General features: G+C 35.1%; 18 protein-coding genes and 1 other RNA gene. 11 read left to right on the plus strand and 8 right to left on the minus strand.

Annotated features, from left to right (window positions below; translation table 11 throughout):
• Positions 1-76 precede the first annotated feature (76 nt).
• The 6 genes from ACU8DI_RS06930 (at position 77) to ACU8DI_RS06955 (ending at position 7,196) form a co-directional block, all read left to right on the plus strand.
• Positions 77-1,480 carry a tetratricopeptide repeat protein gene (locus ACU8DI_RS06930; RefSeq protein WP_447112033.1) on the plus strand — a complete coding sequence of 468 codons (1,404 nt, stop codon included), beginning with the start codon at positions 77-79 and terminating at the stop codon, positions 1,478-1,480.
• A gap of 84 nt (positions 1,481-1,564) precedes the next feature.
• Positions 1,565-2,533: a DUF368 domain-containing protein gene (locus ACU8DI_RS06935; protein ID WP_447112034.1), complete on the plus strand. Its 969-nt coding sequence runs from the start codon at positions 1,565-1,567 to the stop codon at positions 2,531-2,533.
• Entirely contained in the window at positions 2,533-3,552 is a 1,020-nt protein-coding gene (locus ACU8DI_RS06940; protein WP_447112035.1) for a DUF368 domain-containing protein, read from the plus strand. Before ACU8DI_RS06935 ends, ACU8DI_RS06940 begins: the two co-directional genes overlap by 1 nt.
• On the plus strand, positions 3,545-4,285 hold the full coding sequence (locus ACU8DI_RS06945) for a shikimate dehydrogenase family protein (RefSeq protein ID WP_447112036.1): 741 nt from the start codon (positions 3,545-3,547) through the stop codon (positions 4,283-4,285). The genes ACU8DI_RS06940 and ACU8DI_RS06945 overlap by 8 nt, the downstream gene beginning before the upstream one ends.
• Positions 4,286-4,364: 79 nt before the next feature.
• Positions 4,365-6,395 (plus strand): DUF349 domain-containing protein, encoded by a 2,031-nt coding sequence (locus ACU8DI_RS06950; RefSeq protein WP_447112037.1) that lies wholly within the window; start codon positions 4,365-4,367, stop codon positions 6,393-6,395.
• Between the two features lie 333 nt (positions 6,396-6,728).
• Positions 6,729-7,196 carry a nuclear transport factor 2 family protein gene (locus ACU8DI_RS06955; RefSeq protein ID WP_447112038.1) on the plus strand — a complete coding sequence of 156 codons (468 nt, stop codon included), beginning with the start codon at positions 6,729-6,731 and terminating at the stop codon, positions 7,194-7,196.
• Between the two features lie 220 nt (positions 7,197-7,416).
• On the opposite strand, the gene ACU8DI_RS06960 is transcribed toward ACU8DI_RS06955, so the two are convergent.
• The 7 genes from ACU8DI_RS06960 to ACU8DI_RS06990 are packed head-to-tail and all read right to left on the minus strand — an operon-like array spanning position 7,417 to position 13,201.
• Positions 7,417-7,965 carry a 1-acyl-sn-glycerol-3-phosphate acyltransferase gene (locus ACU8DI_RS06960; protein WP_447112039.1) on the minus strand — a complete coding sequence of 183 codons (549 nt, stop codon included), beginning with the start codon at positions 7,963-7,965 and terminating at the stop codon, positions 7,417-7,419.
• A gap of 1 nt (position 7,966) precedes the next feature.
• Positions 7,967-9,049, minus strand: coding sequence for an iron-containing alcohol dehydrogenase family protein (locus ACU8DI_RS06965; RefSeq protein ID WP_447112040.1), 1,083 nt, complete (start codon positions 9,047-9,049; stop codon positions 7,967-7,969).
• A 47-nt stretch (positions 9,050-9,096) separates the two neighbouring features.
• Positions 9,097-9,720, minus strand: coding sequence for a CatA-like O-acetyltransferase (locus ACU8DI_RS06970; protein ID WP_447112041.1), 624 nt, complete (start codon positions 9,718-9,720; stop codon positions 9,097-9,099).
• A complete protein-coding gene (locus ACU8DI_RS06975) occupies positions 9,717-10,421 on the minus strand; it encodes an HAD family hydrolase (RefSeq protein WP_447112042.1) in 705 nt (234 codons plus the stop codon). Before ACU8DI_RS06975 ends, ACU8DI_RS06970 begins: the two co-directional genes overlap by 4 nt.
• On the minus strand, positions 10,422-11,150 hold the full coding sequence (gene kdsB, locus ACU8DI_RS06980) for a 3-deoxy-manno-octulosonate cytidylyltransferase (RefSeq protein ID WP_447112043.1): 729 nt from the start codon (positions 11,148-11,150) through the stop codon (positions 10,422-10,424).
• A gap of 47 nt (positions 11,151-11,197) precedes the next feature.
• Positions 11,198-11,764 (minus strand): DUF4126 domain-containing protein, encoded by a 567-nt coding sequence (locus ACU8DI_RS06985; protein ID WP_447112064.1) that lies wholly within the window; start codon positions 11,762-11,764, stop codon positions 11,198-11,200.
• Between the two features lie 9 nt (positions 11,765-11,773).
• Complete coding sequence (locus tag ACU8DI_RS06990; protein ID WP_447112044.1) at positions 11,774-13,201, minus strand: ATP-dependent DNA helicase; 1,428 nt, start codon at positions 13,199-13,201, stop codon at positions 11,774-11,776.
• Positions 13,202-13,405: 204 nt separating this feature from the next.
• Here ACU8DI_RS06990 and ACU8DI_RS06995 point away from each other — a divergent pair, with 204 nt between their 5' ends.
• From ACU8DI_RS06995 to ACU8DI_RS07005, 3 genes are read left to right on the plus strand one after another with little or no spacing between them, the layout of a single operon-like run.
• On the plus strand, positions 13,406-14,140 hold the full coding sequence (locus tag ACU8DI_RS06995) for a hypothetical protein (RefSeq protein WP_447112045.1): 735 nt from the start codon (positions 13,406-13,408) through the stop codon (positions 14,138-14,140).
• 4 nt (positions 14,141-14,144) lie between these two features.
• On the plus strand, positions 14,145-14,951 hold the full coding sequence (locus ACU8DI_RS07000; protein WP_447112046.1) for a DUF3822 family protein: 807 nt from the start codon (positions 14,145-14,147) through the stop codon (positions 14,949-14,951).
• Positions 14,951-15,484 (plus strand): RsmD family RNA methyltransferase, encoded by a 534-nt coding sequence (locus ACU8DI_RS07005; protein ID WP_447112047.1) that lies wholly within the window; start codon positions 14,951-14,953, stop codon positions 15,482-15,484. The genes ACU8DI_RS07000 and ACU8DI_RS07005 overlap by 1 nt, the downstream gene beginning before the upstream one ends.
• Before the next feature lie 54 nt (positions 15,485-15,538).
• Here the strand turns inward: ACU8DI_RS07005 and rnpB are convergent.
• Positions 15,539-15,853, minus strand: an RNA gene (gene rnpB / locus ACU8DI_RS07010) — RNase P RNA component class A.
• A gap of 68 nt (positions 15,854-15,921) precedes the next feature.
• Here rnpB and ACU8DI_RS07015 point away from each other — a divergent pair.
• Together ACU8DI_RS07015 and dnaX are read left to right on the plus strand one after the other, a co-directional pair.
• Positions 15,922-16,797 (plus strand): hypothetical protein, encoded by an 876-nt coding sequence (locus tag ACU8DI_RS07015; protein WP_447112048.1) that lies wholly within the window; start codon positions 15,922-15,924, stop codon positions 16,795-16,797.
• A 105-nt stretch (positions 16,798-16,902) separates the two neighbouring features.
• On the plus strand, positions 16,903-18,609 hold the full coding sequence (gene dnaX / locus ACU8DI_RS07020; protein ID WP_447112049.1) for a DNA polymerase III subunit gamma/tau: 1,707 nt from the start codon (positions 16,903-16,905) through the stop codon (positions 18,607-18,609).
• Position 18,610: the final 1 nt, after the last annotated feature.

The following is an 18,610-nucleotide window of genomic DNA, read 5'->3' on the forward strand; positions in this document are numbered from 1 at the left end:
GAAAACATTAAACTCAAAAATTCAAAATTTTAGTCGATAACAGTACTTTTAATTAAACAAACAATGCTACTTGCTTATGGAGTTTAGTCTACCTGAAGACAACAACAAAATTTCGCTTACCCGATTTGAATCGATGCTTAAAACCAATAATGTTTTATTCTTTGATTCAGCAGAATTCGAGAACATTATTCACCATTATCTTGAAATCGGTAAAATAGCTTTAGCTAAAAAAGCTGTTAAGTTAGGTTTAGAACAACACCCTTCTTCTACCAATTTGAAATTGTTTCAAACGGAATTGTTTGTAATGGAGGACAAATTTGATGAAGCCAATAGATTGCTTGAAGCGCTTCATAATTTGGAACCCTTAAACGAAGAAATTTATATTCAAAAAGCCAATGTGCTCTCTAAGCAAGATGAACACGAAAAAGCAGTTCATACCTTGTTGGCTGCGATTGATCTTGCCGACAAAGATGAAGGTATCGCTGATTTATATGCATTGGTAGGTATGGAATACCTATTCCTAGATCAATTCGATAATGCGCGATCTTATTTTAAAAAGTGTTTGGATATTGATCTAGAGGACTATTCTGCCTTGTATAATATCATTTACTGTTATGATTTCTTAGATGAAAATGATGAGGCCATTACATTTCTGAATACTTATTTAGATAAAAATCCTTATTGTGAAGTCGCTTGGCATCAATTAGGCCGACAATATTTTACCATTAAAGACTATGATAAAGCTCTAGTAGCATTCGATTTTGCCATTATCTCAGATGATAGTTTTGTGGGTGCTTACCTCGAGAAGGGAAAGGTGCTAGAGAAAAAGAAGTTGTATCATGAAGCAATTGAAAACTATAAAATCACCCTAGCATTAGATGAACCTACGTCTTTTGCACTTTTGCGAATTGGTCATTGTTATGACAAATTAGGTAACGATGAATTAGCAGTACAGTATTACTATAAAACCGTTCATGAAGATCCACTTTTAGATAAAGGCTGGATTGCGATCACTAAGTTTTACAATAAAAAGCAAAACTATCAAAAGGCATTGTTTTACATCAACAAAGCGATTAATATTGATGGCGAAAATGTTGTATACTGGAAACTTTATGCCCAAATAAATCACCGACTTAATTTTCTAGAAGAAGCTGAACGTGGCTATAAAAAAGCCTTAGATTTGGGTAATTATGAACTTCAGACATGGTTGTCTAGAGCTGATATTTTAATTTCTCTGGGAGAATATGACGCCTCAGTTATTAATTTGATTCAAGCGGCAGAATTTTATCCAGAAACTGCAGAGATTGAATTTCGTTTAGCAGGTTTACATTTTACATTGCATGAAAGCAGTAAAGGTCATTACCATCTGAAAAATGCGTTATTACTGAATAGTGACTATGACTTTATTATAGAGGAACTGTTTCCAAATATCTTGCAAAAGCCTTCGGTACAAAAAGTCATTTCAGAAACAAGAAAATAACAGCTTTCTTCACTTTCTTTTGAAAGAAACGACCGAAAAAACGTCAACAATTTCATACTTTTACGCAAGCCATTAGACTTTCACATGCGAAGAACATTTAAAGACTACCTTTTAGTAACCTTCAAGGGCATTGCCATGGGAGCAGCAGATGTTGTTCCAGGTGTTTCGGGCGGTACAATTGCTTTCATTTCTGGTATTTATGAAGAGTTAATAGAAAGCATAGATCGCTTAGATATGAGCGTCTTTAGAATATGGAAAGATCATGGTATAAAAGCCGCATGGCGCGCTATTAATGGCCCTTTTTTACTTGCCTTGTTTTCTGGAATAGCGATTAGTATTTTATCATTGGCTAAACTCATTAAGTGGTTATTACATAATGAACCTATCTTGTTATGGTCGTTCTTTTTTGGCCTTGTATTGGCAAGTATTTGGTATATCGGTAAACAAATAAAAACATGGTCACCGATGATCATTTTAGCTGTAGTTATAGCTACTATCCTCTCCTACTTCATCACTTTAGCCGAACCCTTTGCATCACCAGATAGCTCTTTGTATTTACTGTTTTGTGGTTTTATCGCAATCATTGCAATGATTTTACCAGGTGTGTCTGGAGCCTTTATTTTATTAATACTTGGAGCATATGAAACCGCTATTAACACGGTAAATGCGTTAGTTGAAGGCGTTTCCACAGGAAATTTTGACCTATTAAAGGATGCGGTCTTGAAGCTATGCCTCCTAGGAATTGGTGCCATTGTTGGTCTGAAAGTGTTTTCGAAGATCCTAAATTGGATGTTTAAGCATAAAAAAAATCTGACATTGGCTATTCTTACCGGATTTATGATAGGCTCATTGAATAAAATATGGCCATGGAAAGAAGTCCTAAAAACAAGAATTAATTCCGAAGGATTGGAAGTAAGTGTTTTAGATAAGAGCGTCTTACCCACATCCTATAATGGTGACAGTCAATGGGCATATGCGCTTATCTTCATGTGTATTGGTTTTACGCTCATATTGGTTTTAGAACATTTAGGTAAGAAAAAAGCGGATTTATAATGCAAAGCACTAGAACCCTCAAAGATCGTATATTCCTTATTATCAAAGGTCTGGGCATGGGTGCTGCGAATAAAGTTCCTGGTGTTTCTGGAGGTGTGGTCGCGTTTGTTGCAGGCTTTTATGAAGAATTTATTTATTCCTTGCAACGGGTAAATAAAACGGCTCTAAAACTTTTATTTAATGGCAGGTTCAAGAGTTTTTATAGGTACATCAACGGGAAGTTCTTAGGACTGCTTTTCTTCGGAATGATTGTGAGCTATTTTAGTGTTTCTAAAATATTGGATTACTTTCTTAAAAACCATGAACTGTATGTTTGGAGTTTATTCTTTGGGATGATCATTGGCTCCATATATTATATCAACAAGGACTTCCATGATTGGAATTATAAGAGCATTTTATCCTTAACTGTCGGAATTTTATTAGGGATTGGTATTAGTTTTTTAGATCCAGCAACCGAAAACGACCATTTGCTTTTTGTGTTTTTCTGTGGGATTATTAGTGTTTCAGGTATGACACTTCCTGGGTTTTCGGGATCTTTCATACTGATTCTATTAGGCAACTATGTACTGCTTTTAGTAGATTCGGTGAATGCGCTCTACGATACATTCTCAGAAATTTTTTCTGGAGATTTCAGTTTTATTCATAATGAGCTTCGGATGAGACTGCTTAAAGTCTTGGGAGTTTTTACGCTAGGATCTGTGACAGGTCTTGTGACCTTTTCACATGTATTGAATTATGTCCTGAAGCATTATAAAAGTATTACAACAGCGTCCATCATCGGGTTCATTATTGGCTCACTAGGGGTTGTATGGCCTTGGAAAACGACTATTTATAAAACCTTGAGTGACGGACAACTCCTATTAGATTCAAGAGGGGAAAAAATCATTTCAAATTATGAAAGGTTTTTGCCTGAATGGCAATCACAAACTCAAATAGCCATAGGTTTTATAATTCTTGGGATATTGATAGTGTTGGCCTTAGAATGGTATGGTCAGCGAACAAACAAAATGCATGCATAGACTTGGACTTATAGGTAAGAATATTTCATATTCATTTTCGAGAACTTATTTCAATCAAAAGTTTCAAAATGAACAACTACCCTATACCTATGAAAATTTCGACCTAGAATCTATTTCGGAGTTGAAGACCATCATTCATGACCAATCAGATATTTTAGGGTTCAATGTGACGATACCTTACAAGGAACAAGTGATTCCGTTACTGGATACAATTGATAAAAAAGCAAAACGCATTGGTGCCGTTAATACCATTACAGTAGATAAAAACAAGCAATTAAAAGGCTATAATACCGATTGTTACGGGTTTAAAAAATCCATAAAACCCTTATTAGAAGCACATCATAAGAAAGCACTTATTTTAGGAACTGGTGGTGCATCAAAAGCCATAGCATATGCACTCAAAAAGCTAAAAATAAAGTTTGATTATGTCTCAAGAACACCTAATGACCTGGCCACTTTTACGTATGAAGAACTCTCTTCTAAAATACTATCCACATACACAGTAATTATTAACTGTACTCCAGTTGGCACTTTCCCTAATGTTAATGCGTGTCCGAAGATACCTTATGATGGCATTACATCAAAACATTTACTATACGATCTTATTTACAATCCCGAAGAAACCGAGTTTCTCAGACTTGGAAAACGTCAAGGTGCTAAAATCAGTAATGGTTATCAAATGTTGGTCTACCAAGCTGAAAAAGCCTGGCGTATCTGGAATTCCTCCTTATAACGACTCTAATTACCACAAGTTTTTTGTAAATCAGTCGCTTGTTAGTATATTAGCCTTCTAACACAAAAAACATTGAAAAATGTCGGAGAAGGAAAACCTGCAAGACGCAGACGGAACGAAAGAATCTAACCAAGTTGAGACATCTCAAACAGATGACACAAACACTACAGAAGCAGCTATGACAGACAGCGATCAAGAGACCACAACCGTGGAAGATCAAAGGAGTCAAGAGGTATCTGCATCAGAAGTAGAAAGCAAAACAGAAGCACAGGAAGCTAAAGAAAGCGTTGCGGAAAATTCAGAAAAAAAAGCTTCGGATGCTCATGTAGATGAAATAGACGAAGCCAATGCTGAGGACGCAGAAGATGAAAGCAACGCTGAACGTCATGAATTGGAATCCAAGGATTATCATGCCATGTCTATGGAACAACTTGCTATTGAACTAGAGCAGCTCATTGAGAACCATAAGATTCAAAATATAAAAGCACAAGTTGACGAGATCAAATCAGAGTTTAACTCAAAATTTGATGCCTTACTGGATGAAAAAAAAGAAGAATTTGTGAGTGAGGGTGGTAATGAAATAGACTTCTACTATGCCTCTCCTGTTAAAAAGCGTTTTAATGCTGCTTATAAGACTTATAGAAATAAACTCAACGCTTACTACAAAGAGCGTGAAAACAATTTACAGGCTAATCTTGACAACCGATTGAAGATCATTGAGGAAATCAAAGGACTTATCAATGTTGAAGAAAATATAAACACAACTTATAAGCACTTTAAGGACTTACAAGAACAATGGCGAAACGCTGGGCCAATTCCTAGAGATCGATACAACAATGCTTGGAATTCTTATCATCACCATGTGGAAATTTTTTATGATTTTCTCCATTTGAATCGTGATTTGCGGGATATGGATTTTAAGCATAACCTAGAGCAAAAAACCAAAATCATAGAACGCGCAGAAGAATTAGCGAAAGATGATAATATCAATCGATCTTTTAGAGAATTACAAGTATTACACAAACTTTGGAAAGAAGATTTAGGACCTGTTGCAAAAGAACATCGTGAAGCTATTTGGGAACGATTTAGTAATGCCACAAAAACTATTCATGACAAGCGTCAAGCATATTATGCCGATTTGGACAAGGCTCGTGAAAAGAATTTAGAGCGAAAAGAAGACATCATTTCTAAAATTGAGGCGATTGCTTCAGACACAAGTAGTTCGCATCAAGCTTGGCAAAAAAAGATCAAGGCTATTGAAGCATTACGCGAAGCGTTTTTCAGTGCTGGCAAAGTTCCTTTAAAGCACAATGAAGCTACTTGGTCTAAATTTAAAGGTGCAGTAAGAGTGTTTAACAGAAATAAAAATGCTTTTTACAAGAGTCTTAAAAAAGACCAGTACGAGAATTTAGAAAAGAAGAAAGCTCTTATTCAAATTGCATTAGATAATAAAGACAATGAGGATTTTGCTGCTACCACACCTTTGATGAAAAAAATTCAAAGTGATTGGAAGAAGATTGGGCATGTTCCTAGAAAAGACAGCGATAAAATCTGGAAACAGTTTAAAGGCGCATGCAATGCCTATTTTGACAGATTACATGCTGAACGCAACGAAGCCAACAAAGAATTAATGGAGGCTTACGAAAAGAAAAATCAATTGTTAACAGAGGTTAACGCCTTAAAATTATCAGGAACACCAGAAAAGGATATTAAAACGATCAAGGAAAAAATATCGGAATGGAAAGCTATTGGGCATGTTCCTTCGAATAAACGATATATCGATGGTAAGTTCAATAAAGCGCTCGATCAGTTATTCGGACAATTGGATATGGATAAAACCAAATTGGAGATGATCAAGTTTGAAAATAAACTAGAGAGTTTGTCACAACCGAATGACACGAGATTACTTGATAACGAACAAAATTTTATTAGAAAACGAATTTCTGAAATCAAAGGAGAGATTAATCAGTTGGAAAACAACATGCAATTCTTCTCAAATGTTGACGACAGTAATCCGCTGGTAAAAGAGGTTATAAAAAACGTAAATCGTCATAAGAAAGACCTCGATATTTGGCAGGAAAAACTAAAGAAGATTAAAAGTATGTATTAATTACAACACTTTTTAAAAAAATGAAAAGACCATCAAATCGATGGTCTTTTCTCTTTCTCATAGCAATTTAAATCAATCAATTTTATCACTACATACATATCTACGTAATTTTCTAAACTTTGGTTTTAAAACAAAAAAAGAGCACCTTCTTATAAGATGCCCTTTCATCAAAATAATCAATTTTAAAACTTTATGTTGTTGTTTAATCTATATACGCATAGGTTTGGTTTATGGTTTAACAAACTTTTGAGATTATGATAATCTTAACTTTTTTATGGGTCTTAACATTGTATGTCAATAGCACTTTTAAGTACAATTTCACTATCTTTAAATATGGAATTATTGATAGAAACATTTTACAAAGCATTTGACGAATTGGATGCTGAAACCATGGTGTCCTGCTACCATGACGACATCGTATTTGAAGACCCAGCATTCGGTGTTTTAAAAGGAGAACGTGCAGGAAATATGTGGCGCATGCTTTGCGAGTCCCAAAAAGGAAAAGATTTTAGAATTGTTTATTCAAATATCGTATCTCATGGTGATACAGGTAGTGCCATGTGGGAAGCGTTTTATACATTCAGTAAAACAGGACGCAAAGTGCATAATACTATTACGGCACAGTTTGAATTCCATGAAGGAAAAATAATTAAGCACACCGATCATTTCGATTTATATAAATGGTCGAAACAAGCCTTAGGCTTTAAAGGTTTGGTTTTAGGAAGAACCTTATTCTTTAAAAACAAATTAAGGCATAAAACCAATCACTTGTTATCCAAATATGAAAAGCAACTTCCATAAAAAAAGCTACTTGATATGCCTCAAATAGCTTTTGTAATAACCAATATCTGTTTCTTTTTAGGGACTATGTAGTTTACTTTATGTTTCAGTGTTTGATTACATTTTTATAAAATCAAAATGTATACCAAAGTTTTTAAATCAACATAAATTACTGAAATACAGTGCGCTAGAAAGAAGCACAAACAGTCGTTATGGCTTCAGCAAAGCTCAGTCAAGTGAGCTAAGAATATTCAGGTTTTTTACCAATAACTCCTTTATAGAAAGATTTCATAAACTTAAAATCGGCATCAATATTATCGGTGGGATAAAAAGGTTCAGATACATGATTCTGTTTATTTTTAAAGTCTAGCGTAAACATAATAATTGGAACATTTGCTGCCTTTGCTATGTAGTAAAAGCCTGTTTTCCATTCTTGCACTTTTTTTCGCGTACCTTCAGGAGCAAGTGCTAATCGAAACTCCTCTTTATCTTCAAAAAGTTTGGCAATGGCTGTTACTTTGTTCTGTCCGGAAGTACGATCCAAAGGAGAACCTCCTACAGCTCTAAAATAATAGCCAAAAGGCCAAGTAAATAGTTCCTTTTTTCCTACGAAGTTTGTTTTTAAACCGACTACTTTTCTCAAAAGAATGGCAATAAAGAAATCATGCCAACTCGTATGAGGCACTGCGATAATCACAACTTTTTTCAAAGTGTCTTTTGAAAAGGTTTTATTCCCAGTAACGGTCCATCCTAAAATTTTGAAATAGAGAAGTCTGGCTAACCATCGCATATTACATCTTTTGATAAAGTGATTTCAACTTTTCACGCGTCATCTTTTGCTGCCAGTTTTTACCAAGTGCATTTTCCCATAGTGGTACCAACCCTAGTGCCACATCTATCATAATATCAAATTCATCATCATGAAGATTTGCACAAAGTCCTTGTGGTAATTCAATACCATGTTTCTTTTTCATTTGTTTGAACAGCTCAACACCTTCAGGATAAAATTCTTCTAAATGATCAAAAACGATACAGTTACCTATGCCGTGTTTAGTTCCTAACAAATAAGAGAGACCATAGCTCATTGCATGTGCTACGCCCACTTGCGAGTAAGCGATACTCATACCACCATGCCAAGAAGCCATCATTAATTGATCTTGAGCTTCAGTTTCAGACAAGGTATCTTCTATAAAAATCTCGCGACATAATTGAAAAGCTTTTTCGCCATAACTTTTGCTAAAAGCATTCAAGTAAGTCCCATTCAAAGATTCAATACAATGGATATAACAATCCATGCCTGTATAAAACCACTGATCTTTGGGAACACCTTTGGTCAATTCTGGGTCTAAAATAACTTGATCAAAAGGCGTGTAATCAGAATTAATTCCTAATTTTTTCTCAGGACCGGTAAGTACTGTGGTTCGGGAAACTTCAGCACCCGTTCCAGAAATCGTTGGAATTCCAACATGATAAATAGCTGGTGTTTTTACTAAATCCCAACCTTGATAATCTTTTGCTTCGCCTTCATTCGTAAGCATTATGGCTACCGCTTTGGCGAGGTCGAGGATGGTGCCTCCTCCTATTCCAATAATTCCCGATGGTCTATCTTTATAGGATAAAATGATTTTCTCTACCAATTCATCAACCTGCGACGTTTTAGGTTCTTCATCAGCAGAGATAAAAATTAGCTGATCGTCATATGCTAATGGTATTCTAGATGTCATCAAGGAATTACCTTTAAACACATCATCAATTAAAAAAATAAATGGTGCTTTAGTATTTAAGCGTTTAGGTGTTAAGATATCACCTAATTGATTAAAACTGCCTCGTCCAAACACTACTCTGGACACCATTGGATAATTTTTATAACTCATTTACTCGTCTTCGTGTAACAAAAATAAAAACATAGTTGGATTTATCTTTACTTATTTAAATAATGTTGGAATTTTTCAGCAAACAATCCGACATGATATCCATCAACCAAGGCATGATTAACTTGAATAGACATCGACATCATCACTTGTTTCCCTTCTGTACGCCATGTTTTACCAAACGCTAACTTCGGAATGGATTCCTCCTTCCCGGAAACGGGCTCCTTATGGCCTGTTATATTCAGCCAAGGCAAGGCAGAACAATGAATACAGGCGTCGTCATTACGCAATGGATATAGCGCCTCTGAATGTTCAATACGCTGTTTCTCAGCTTCTAAATTTTTTAAAAACTGTGCTAACCTTTTATCGTACGCTATATAAGAAAAACCGAATGTTTTATTTGGTCTCATTAGGGTCGCTGAGGCATTAATCGTGTCAAATTTAACTACTGAACCCTCAACAATTCTTAATTTCAGCTCATCAATAGCATTCATTGCCTTCATACAGTCATGCAAATACTTACCGAAAAATGATATGTTATTAGTTTTAGCGTATTGATAAGCTGTTGTCACATCTAAAGGGATGGTCACACCAAAATACGGGTCTTTCAAACCCATAAAATGCTCGAAATGCGACCGACGTTTCCAAGATTTTAAGTTGATTACCTCTATCAATTGAAAAGACTTTTTAAATCGGACAAACTTTTCAACGTACCATATGATTTATCTTTTACTTCCTGCTCATGAACTTGTTCATGTAACCAAGTGGTATGAAAAGGCACATGTACCGCTTGAGCTCCAATATTGACTAAAGGCAAAATATCTGATTTAAGGGAATTTCCAACCATTAGAAACTCAGATGGCGAAATATCTAGATGTTTCAATAATTTAGAATAATTCTGTTCTTTTTTGTCGCTCAACACCTCAATGTGATGGAAATAATCGCTAAGATTAGATTTCTCTAATTTACGCTCTTGATCCAGTAAATCACCTTTTGTAACCAATATCAAACGATAGGACTGTGACAAAGTTTTCAACGTATCCTCCACACCTTCTAACAATTCTACAGGTTTATTTAACATGTCTTTGCCAATATCTAAAATATCGGATATCACTTGATTGGAGATGGTGTTATTGGAAAGTTCTATAGCCATTTCAACCATAGACAAAACAAATCCTTTTATCCCATAACCGTATACTGGTAAATTCTCAATTTCTTTTTTGAAAAGCTCTTGATCAATTTTATTGGCAGTTTCAAAAGGGGCTAATAATTTCGCAAAGGACAATTCTGCCTCTCTAAAATAGGTTTCATTTACCCAAAGTGTATCGTCGGCGTCAAAACCAATGACTTTGATATGTTGGTACTGATTATTCAATTATTTCCACAGTTTTTTTGCACGCTCCAAATCCTCTGGCGTATCAATCTCAACGCCTTCCACTGAAGTTTCTACCATTTTAATGCGCTTTCCATATTCCAGATAGCGAATACATTCTATTTTTTCAGTCGCTTCTATAAACTGCATAGGAAGTTCATAAAAATCCAATAATGCTTGCTTTCTAAAAGCATAAATTCCCTTGTGTTTAAAGTATCGAGCGCCCGCATTTTTATCTCGAGGAAAGGGAATAGCGTGACGCGAAAAATACAATGCAAAATTTTGTTGGTCGACAATCACCTTAACGGTATTCGGATTATTTATTTCCTCCCAGTCGTGGATTTCAACCATAAGGGAAGCTAAATCTATTTCGCCATGGTGATCTTCTTTAAAAACCTCTAAAACTTTCTCTAAACTGTCCCGTTCTGTAAAAGGCTCATCGCCTTGCACATTCACCACAATATCAACGTCTAAATCTGCCACAGCTTCAGCGATACGATCACTACCAGATTCATGAGTTTTAGTACTCATAATAGCTTTTCCGCCATGCTTACTGATTTCATCAAAAATGATATCGCTGTCGGTTACTACATATACCTCATCAAAAAGATTGGTAGCGACCGTAGCTTCATAAGTTCTTTGTATGACTGTTTTACCTGCCAAATCCTGCATCAGTTTTCCAGGGAAACGGGAAGCGCTATAGCGTGCAGGAATCATTGATATTATCTTCATAAGGTAAATATAAGTAAGAAATCAAAAATATAACTTTTAGTACAGAATCAGTCCTTTGAACGTTTAATCTTTTTATAAAACTTGTAAATCATAAACAAAAGCAATACGACGACAAAAAAGGCGAGATACGGGATAAAAATTGAAAGAATCGACATGATTACTGATGATCCTGTTTCTACCGTTGAGACTACAGGGTTCCCAACACCACCAGTTGTTGCGGAAGAAGCTAAGCGTGTAGCTCCAGAACTTCCGGCGACTGCTGCAGCTGTTCCACCTCCGGCGATGATAGCCAAAGCCCAAGTAATCACAGGACTCAAATCTGCAACCGTTGAAACCATGACCGCTGTTCCTGCTATTGCAGCTAGAGGAATAGCAATGGTGTCTAGGACATTATCAACAAAAGGAATGTAATAAGCAAAAATTTCAACAAGTGTTGCGACGCCCAAGGTAATTACGGCCGTCATACTACCAATCCACTGCCAAGATTCATTCAATTCCCAAACATCAAAATAAGCGGCCAAGCTCAATGCAAAAAGTGGCACAAAAACACGAAAGCCCACTGAAGCGGATAAGCCAATACCTAAAAAAATACTGATAAGCGTTTCTGGTGTCATCATATAACGTTATTTAATTTCAAAAAACTCATCTTTAAAACCAATAAGGTATAATTTTTCTTTTGCCCTTGTAGCCGCTGTATACAACCAACGCATATAGTCCTTATCAATACCATTTGGCAAATAAGGTTGTTCTACAAAAATCGTGTGCCATTGACCGCCTTGCGACTTATGACAAGTAATGGCATATGAAAATTTAACTTGTAGGGCATTGAAATGTCTATTCCCTTTAATTTTTAAAAACTTTCTATAATTCGAAGATTCATCTTCGTAATCCTTTTGAACCTCTTGATACAAGCGATTATTATCTTCATAAGTTAAAGATGGTGTTTCCGCTTCAATCGTATCTAAAAGCAACACGGTTTCAAAAGGTCGCATCTTAGGATAATCGACCATTTGTACCTTGACTTCAGCAAATCTAAAGCCATACAATTCAATAATTGAAAAAATCTCTAATACTTGAATGATATCACCATTAGCAATAAATCCGGCTTCTGTGGTCGGCTTTATCCAAAAATAATTGTTTTTAACCACCATCAGAAAGTCACCAACAGTCAATTCATTTTCATTAAACAAAATACGATTTCTGATTTGTTGATTATAGAGGTTAGCGCGTTTATTACTTCTCACAATAATGGCCGTTTCTTCATGACCGTTGGCACTGTAGGAGTCATTTATGGCATCCATAATTTCATGACCATCAATTAATCGAACAATATCTTCAAATCCTGTGAGGTTGAACTTAAAAGATTCATAGAATTCATTTTGAAGTACCTCTCTCATTCTTGTGGCATTAGATAAAATTCCTGATTCTTGATTCTGTCTTACCACTTCGTCTAATTCAATAGTTGTCACTTGTTTGTTGTAATTCAAATCCAATTGTTCTTGGTTTAAAGCAGGTGACAAATCGGACTTAACAGGTGGTAACTGCGCTTTATCTCCAATGAGCAGTAACTTACATTTATGTCCAGAGTAGACATAGCTGATGAGATCATCTAATAAGGAAGTACTCTCGAAATTTTTAGCATCGGTAGGTGTATCAGAAATCATAGAGGCTTCATCCACAATGAAAATGGTATTTCGGTGTTTGTTAGGTTGCTTGACAAACTTCACACCTCCGCCTTTTTCTTTCTTCGGAAAATAAATTTTTTTATGAATCGTAAAGGCTTCCTTCTTAGAATAGTTGGAGATTACCTTTGCAGCTCTACCTGTAGGCGCCATTAAAACGGCACTTTTTTTGGTCTCCCATAAATTGGAAACCAGCACACCAATAATACTTGTTTTACCAGTTCCTGCGAATCCTTTGAGCAAATACATGCTATTAGGAACTTCACTAAAAATAAATTGTGATAACTGCTCTAAAGCTACAAGTTGCTTATTAGTTGGGGTAAAAGGAAATTTTTGGACAAGTAATTTATAGAAATCTGATGCAGTCATTTAAATAATTGATATACAATTGAATCGCAATATAGTATATAATGCGCTAACCTTTTTATAGGTTTTGATCTTAAGTTTTGTTATATAATATGAAACTTATTTTATATCTTTCAACTTTAATTGTTTTTTGTCTACATTATTTTAACGAATAAAAAAAAGTTGTAGATTTGCGTAACTCCTTAACAAAATATAAAAAAACTAACTATGTTAAATGTAATTCTTGTAGTTGTAGGTCTTATTTTGCTTACGATTGGTATTGTTTGGCTCATAGATAAATTTGTGCCAAAAAAGTTAAAACCTGTACTCAATTTAGTGCTATGGGCGCTTATCATATTTTTAGGTTACTTAACTTTCGATTCAGTTTACGGTGAAATTAAATTCAACAAACTAAAGGCCGACAGATACCAAAAAGTGATTACTAAACTAAAAGACATCAGAGATGCTGAATTGGCACACAGATCTGTCACGGGAACGTTCTCTGGTGATTTCGATAAACTTATCACATTTATAGACACTGCTAAATTCACCATTACACAACGTAAGGATTCAACAGTAATTGATGAAGAATTGACAAAACGTTTTGGTGGTGTAGAAATGACTAAAGATATCGTCGTGATAGATACACTTGGATTTGTACCAGTAAAAGACTCTTTATTCGGAGCAGACACCAGATATAAAACTATGATGAATGTTCCTGTTGGAGAACCAGGAGCAAAATTTGAATTGAAAGCTGGTAAATTACCAGAGACGAATATTGCTGTATTTGAAGCTTCTGTTGATAAAGCAGTAATCCTCTTTGATCAAGACAAGAACCTTGTTGCGAAAGAAAAAGAAGTCGTTTCTGTAGATGGCGTTAATGGACCTAAATTACAAGTAGGTTCTATGACGGAAGCCTATACCAAAGGAAACTGGCCTAAAAACCTTAATAGTCAAGATTAATTCCTTGAATCAGAATCATATAAAAGCATTGTCCATTCAAATTAGTTTGAATGGACTTTCTTTTTGTATATTGAATCGTTCCAACAACACGATTGAACAACTTCACCATAAACCTCTGGATAAAAAATCGTCACCATTCGATTTGTTGAATCAATTAAAAGAGGTTTTTGATACACATATCGATAGCAATCAAGCATTTGATACCATCACATGTATTTATCAAAATGAACTATCCTGTTTGGTTCCAGACGCGTATTTTGATGAGAATAATCTGGCTGACTATTTAAAGTTTAATGCCAAAATATTGAAAACAGACTACATTAATTACGACAGTTTATCAATAGACTGTAAAAATGTCTACGTCCCTTTAGTGAATATCAATAATTATATTTTTGAAACGTTCGGTACTTTCGATTATAAGCACGCCTCTACGGTATTAATCGAAACAATTTTACAAAAATATCATAATGATAATGCGCCTACCTTGTTTGTGCATGTCAATCCAACATCCTTCGAGATTGTTTGTATGAATGGAGACAAACTTATCTTCTACAATACGTTTGAGTATAGTACAAAAGAAGATTTTATATACTACATCCTCTTTACAATTGAACAACTAGAACTCGATACCGAAACTATTAAAACAGTGCTTTCTGGCTCTATAAATGAAGATGAAGCTTTGTTTGGTGTTTTGTATAAATATGTGCGTTTCGTAGAATTAATGTATCCAAAATACGGTTTTGACTTGAGCCAAATAGACTTAGAAAATGCAGACCGTCATCATTTTATATTATTAAATAGTTTTAATTAATGCGCATTATATCTGGACTTTATAAAGGGCGACGTATCACGGCTCCAAAAAAACTACCGGTTAGGCCTACGACCGATATGGCTAAGGAATCCCTATTCAATATCCTCAATAACCATTATTATTTTGATGATATCACAGTCCTTGATCTATTTGCAGGTACAGGCAACATCAGTTATGAATTTGCGTCTCGAGGAACGGAAAGCATTACTGCGGTGGATGAGAATTATGGCTGTATCAAATTTATCAATGAGACCTCCGAAAGTTTCGACATGGGAATTACCACCATTAAAAGTGATGTCTTTAAATACTTGGAAAAAACCAAACAGCAACATACCATCATTTTTGCAGATCCACCTTATGACTTTCCTGTTGAAGAATTTGCTAAAATACCTGCGCTGGTATTTGAAAACCATCTTTTGGAAGAAGACGGACTACTCATAGTTGAGCATTCTAAGCATACAGATTTATCCCATCTAGAACATTATTCATACGCAAAGAGTTATGGTGGTAATATGTTTAGCTTTTTTGAATAGATCGTACTGAATGCTAAAAGAAAACCCTTTATTAATAGAATAAAGGGTCTTTATAACAAAAGTAAATCTATAAGCCGAATTCTGTATCAAAACTTCATGAGTTTCGATCCTTATCATTTATCTACATTTACTGTTACCAGCAAACTTTAGCTGCCTACCCTCTAGCATCGCGCGTGCACGCTCAAACACTAGTTTACATGACATTGCACCACATAGAGTTTACCTGATTTCACTACAGCATGACCTGTACATTCTTTCTGTTGCACTTTTCCTCACCTCGCGATGGATGGCTGTTAACCACTATGATTGCACTATGGTGTTCGGACTTTCCTCCATTTGAAAACAAATAGCGATAAGGCGATTTACTTGGGTGCAAAAATACAACATTCTTTCATTAATTTTTTTTATATTTCTATTCAGAATTATAAACATAAACAATGAGAAAAACAGTACTTACCTTCATTCTTGCTATTCTTAGCTTAGGTGCCACTGCACAAATGGGCACCGATAAAAAAGCAGCAAAATATATTGACGAACTAAAACAAAGGCCGCTTCTCGTTTTCAATTACGGTGATTATGACGGTTTTGAAGAAACAATTAAAAAAGCTATTGAGGAAGTTTGGACCCTCTCTCCATCTGTAAAATATATATCGACAGACGAATGGAAAGCGCTTTCTAAAGATAAAGACGAAGCCAAAAAATATGCCTATTTACATTACACTTTAACGCCCTTGCAGTCGAATGCACCTGCAAGTAGTATTCTTATTGGGCTATTAGAAAACAAAATGTCTGTGCACTATAAAGCCATTCCAGATATTAGGGATGATAATTATAATTCAGTAGCAGATTTCATGGTTACTCTAAAAAATCTACAAGTAGACTTGGAAATGGGCGATAATTACAAAAACCTAGTGAGAGATCAGACGAAGTATTATTCGCAGTTTTTAAAAGATTCTCTAGCGCATAAAACCTTATTGATCGATAAAAATAATGTGTCAAAAAAACTGCTTAAAGAGATGGATAAGCTTTATCAATATCCTTATCAGTTTGTTGATAAGTCGTTGATAGATGATGCCATAATCAATAAGCAATCAGATATTTTATTTTTAAGAGAAATCTTCATTGCACAAAGACCTCGTACCAAGACAAGAGAATTTGCTGGTGTTGAAACCACACGAACTAGTAGTAACGGCTATGCCCTTTTTTATTTATATAAAGCTTCAGATCTCGAAATTGTAGGAAGTACCGGATTTAGCAATGGCGAATTAGATCCTCGAGGGATTCAAATGCTCTTGACATTGATGAATTATTAAGAAGCTTTTTTATGTATGCTTGTGTTAATAACTCCATCAAACTTGGCAGTATTTCATTTAGAATTTACGCCTAGTTTTTTAACTTTGTTACTCTAAGTAATTCCAATGGAACACTTCATCGTATCTGCTCGTAAATATAGACCTCAAACGTTTAAAGACGTTGTGGGTCAGCAAGCCATTACCAACACGTTACTGAATGCCATAGAGCATAATCATTTAGCGCAGGCTTTGTTGTTTACTGGTCCGAGAGGTGTTGGTAAAACAACATGTGCAAGAATTCTAGCTAAAATGATTAATAGTGACGGTTCTGAACGTGAAGATGAGGATTTTGCTTTCAATATTTTTGAGTTAGATGCCGCTTCTAATAATTCTGTGGATGATATCAGAAATCTGACCGACCAGGTTAGAATTCCTCCTCAAGTAGGAAAATATAAAGTCTATATCATTGATGAAGTTCATATGTTGTCTCAGGCCGCCTTTAATGCGTTTCTGAAAACTCTTGAAGAGCCTCCAAAACATTGTATTTTTATATTAGCCACTACGGAAAAGCACAAAATTATACCCACCATATTATCGCGTTGTCAGATTTTTGATTTTAAAAGAATTACGGTCAAAGACGCGAAAGCATACCTGAAATATATAGCTGAAGAACAAGGTATTAATGCCGAAGATGACGCCTTACATATCATCGCTCAAAAAGCAGATGGCGCTATGCGAGATGCACTTTCTATTTTTGATCGTGTCGTTAGTTTTTCTGGAAAGGAGCTTACAAGACAAGCTGTTACGGAAAACTTGAATGTATTAGATTATGAAACCTATTTTACCAGTACAGCATTAATTTTGGAGAACAAGATCCCTGAATTACTCTTACAGTACAATCAAACACTTTCTAAAGGTTTTGACGGACATCACTATATTACAGGTTTAGCCTCTCATTTTAGAGATTTGTTAGTTTGTAAAGATGAAAAGACCATTGAGCTATTAGAAGTTGGTGAAGATACTAAGACTAAGTACTTAGAACAATCTCGAAAATCACCTCTGGATTTTCTTTTAAAAGGCATCGAGTTGGCCAATGACTGTGATCTTAAATACAAAAGCAGTAAAAATCAACGCTTATTGGTTGAATTATGCCTCATGCAACTTGCCTCTATCACTTTTGATGGAGAAAAAAAAAATAGCAAACATTACATAATTCCACCTTCCTATTTTAAAGCTAAGGGAATTACACCAATACCAATTGACATTCCCAAAAAAGAAAAAAATCAAAACCTTAGCAAAGCGCCAACTGTTGAACCAGAACCACAGCCTGAACTTGTTGAAGACAAAGTGCCTACCATTGATTTAAAAAAAGACCAACGGACTTCAGGGTTATCCCTTAAAAGTATACGCGCCAAAAAAGAACATCAAATCAAACAAATGGAGGTAGTTATCGATGTAGAAGATCTACCAACAGAAGAATTTACGGAAGTACAATTTCAAGAGGCTTGGTCTTCTTATATCTCTAAATTGCATAAGAGTGGTGAAAAAATTATGGCTTCTATATTAGAAATGGATCAGCCTAAACTAGAAGGAACCGACATTCATTTAGAATTTCCAAACGACACCTTAAAAGTAGAATTGGAGAGAGCTCAGCATCCACTTATGGAACATCTGAGAAAAACGTTAATGAATTTTGATTTAAAATTAGTGATTCATGTCAATGAAGAAGTTTCTAAAAAATATGCATTTACTGCCCAAGAAAAATATGAAAAATTAAAGGAAAAAAATCCGAATATTGAAATTCTAAAAAAGACCTTTGGGTTGGATATTTAAA

This window comes from Psychroserpens sp. BH13MA-6 (assembly GCF_052983595.1).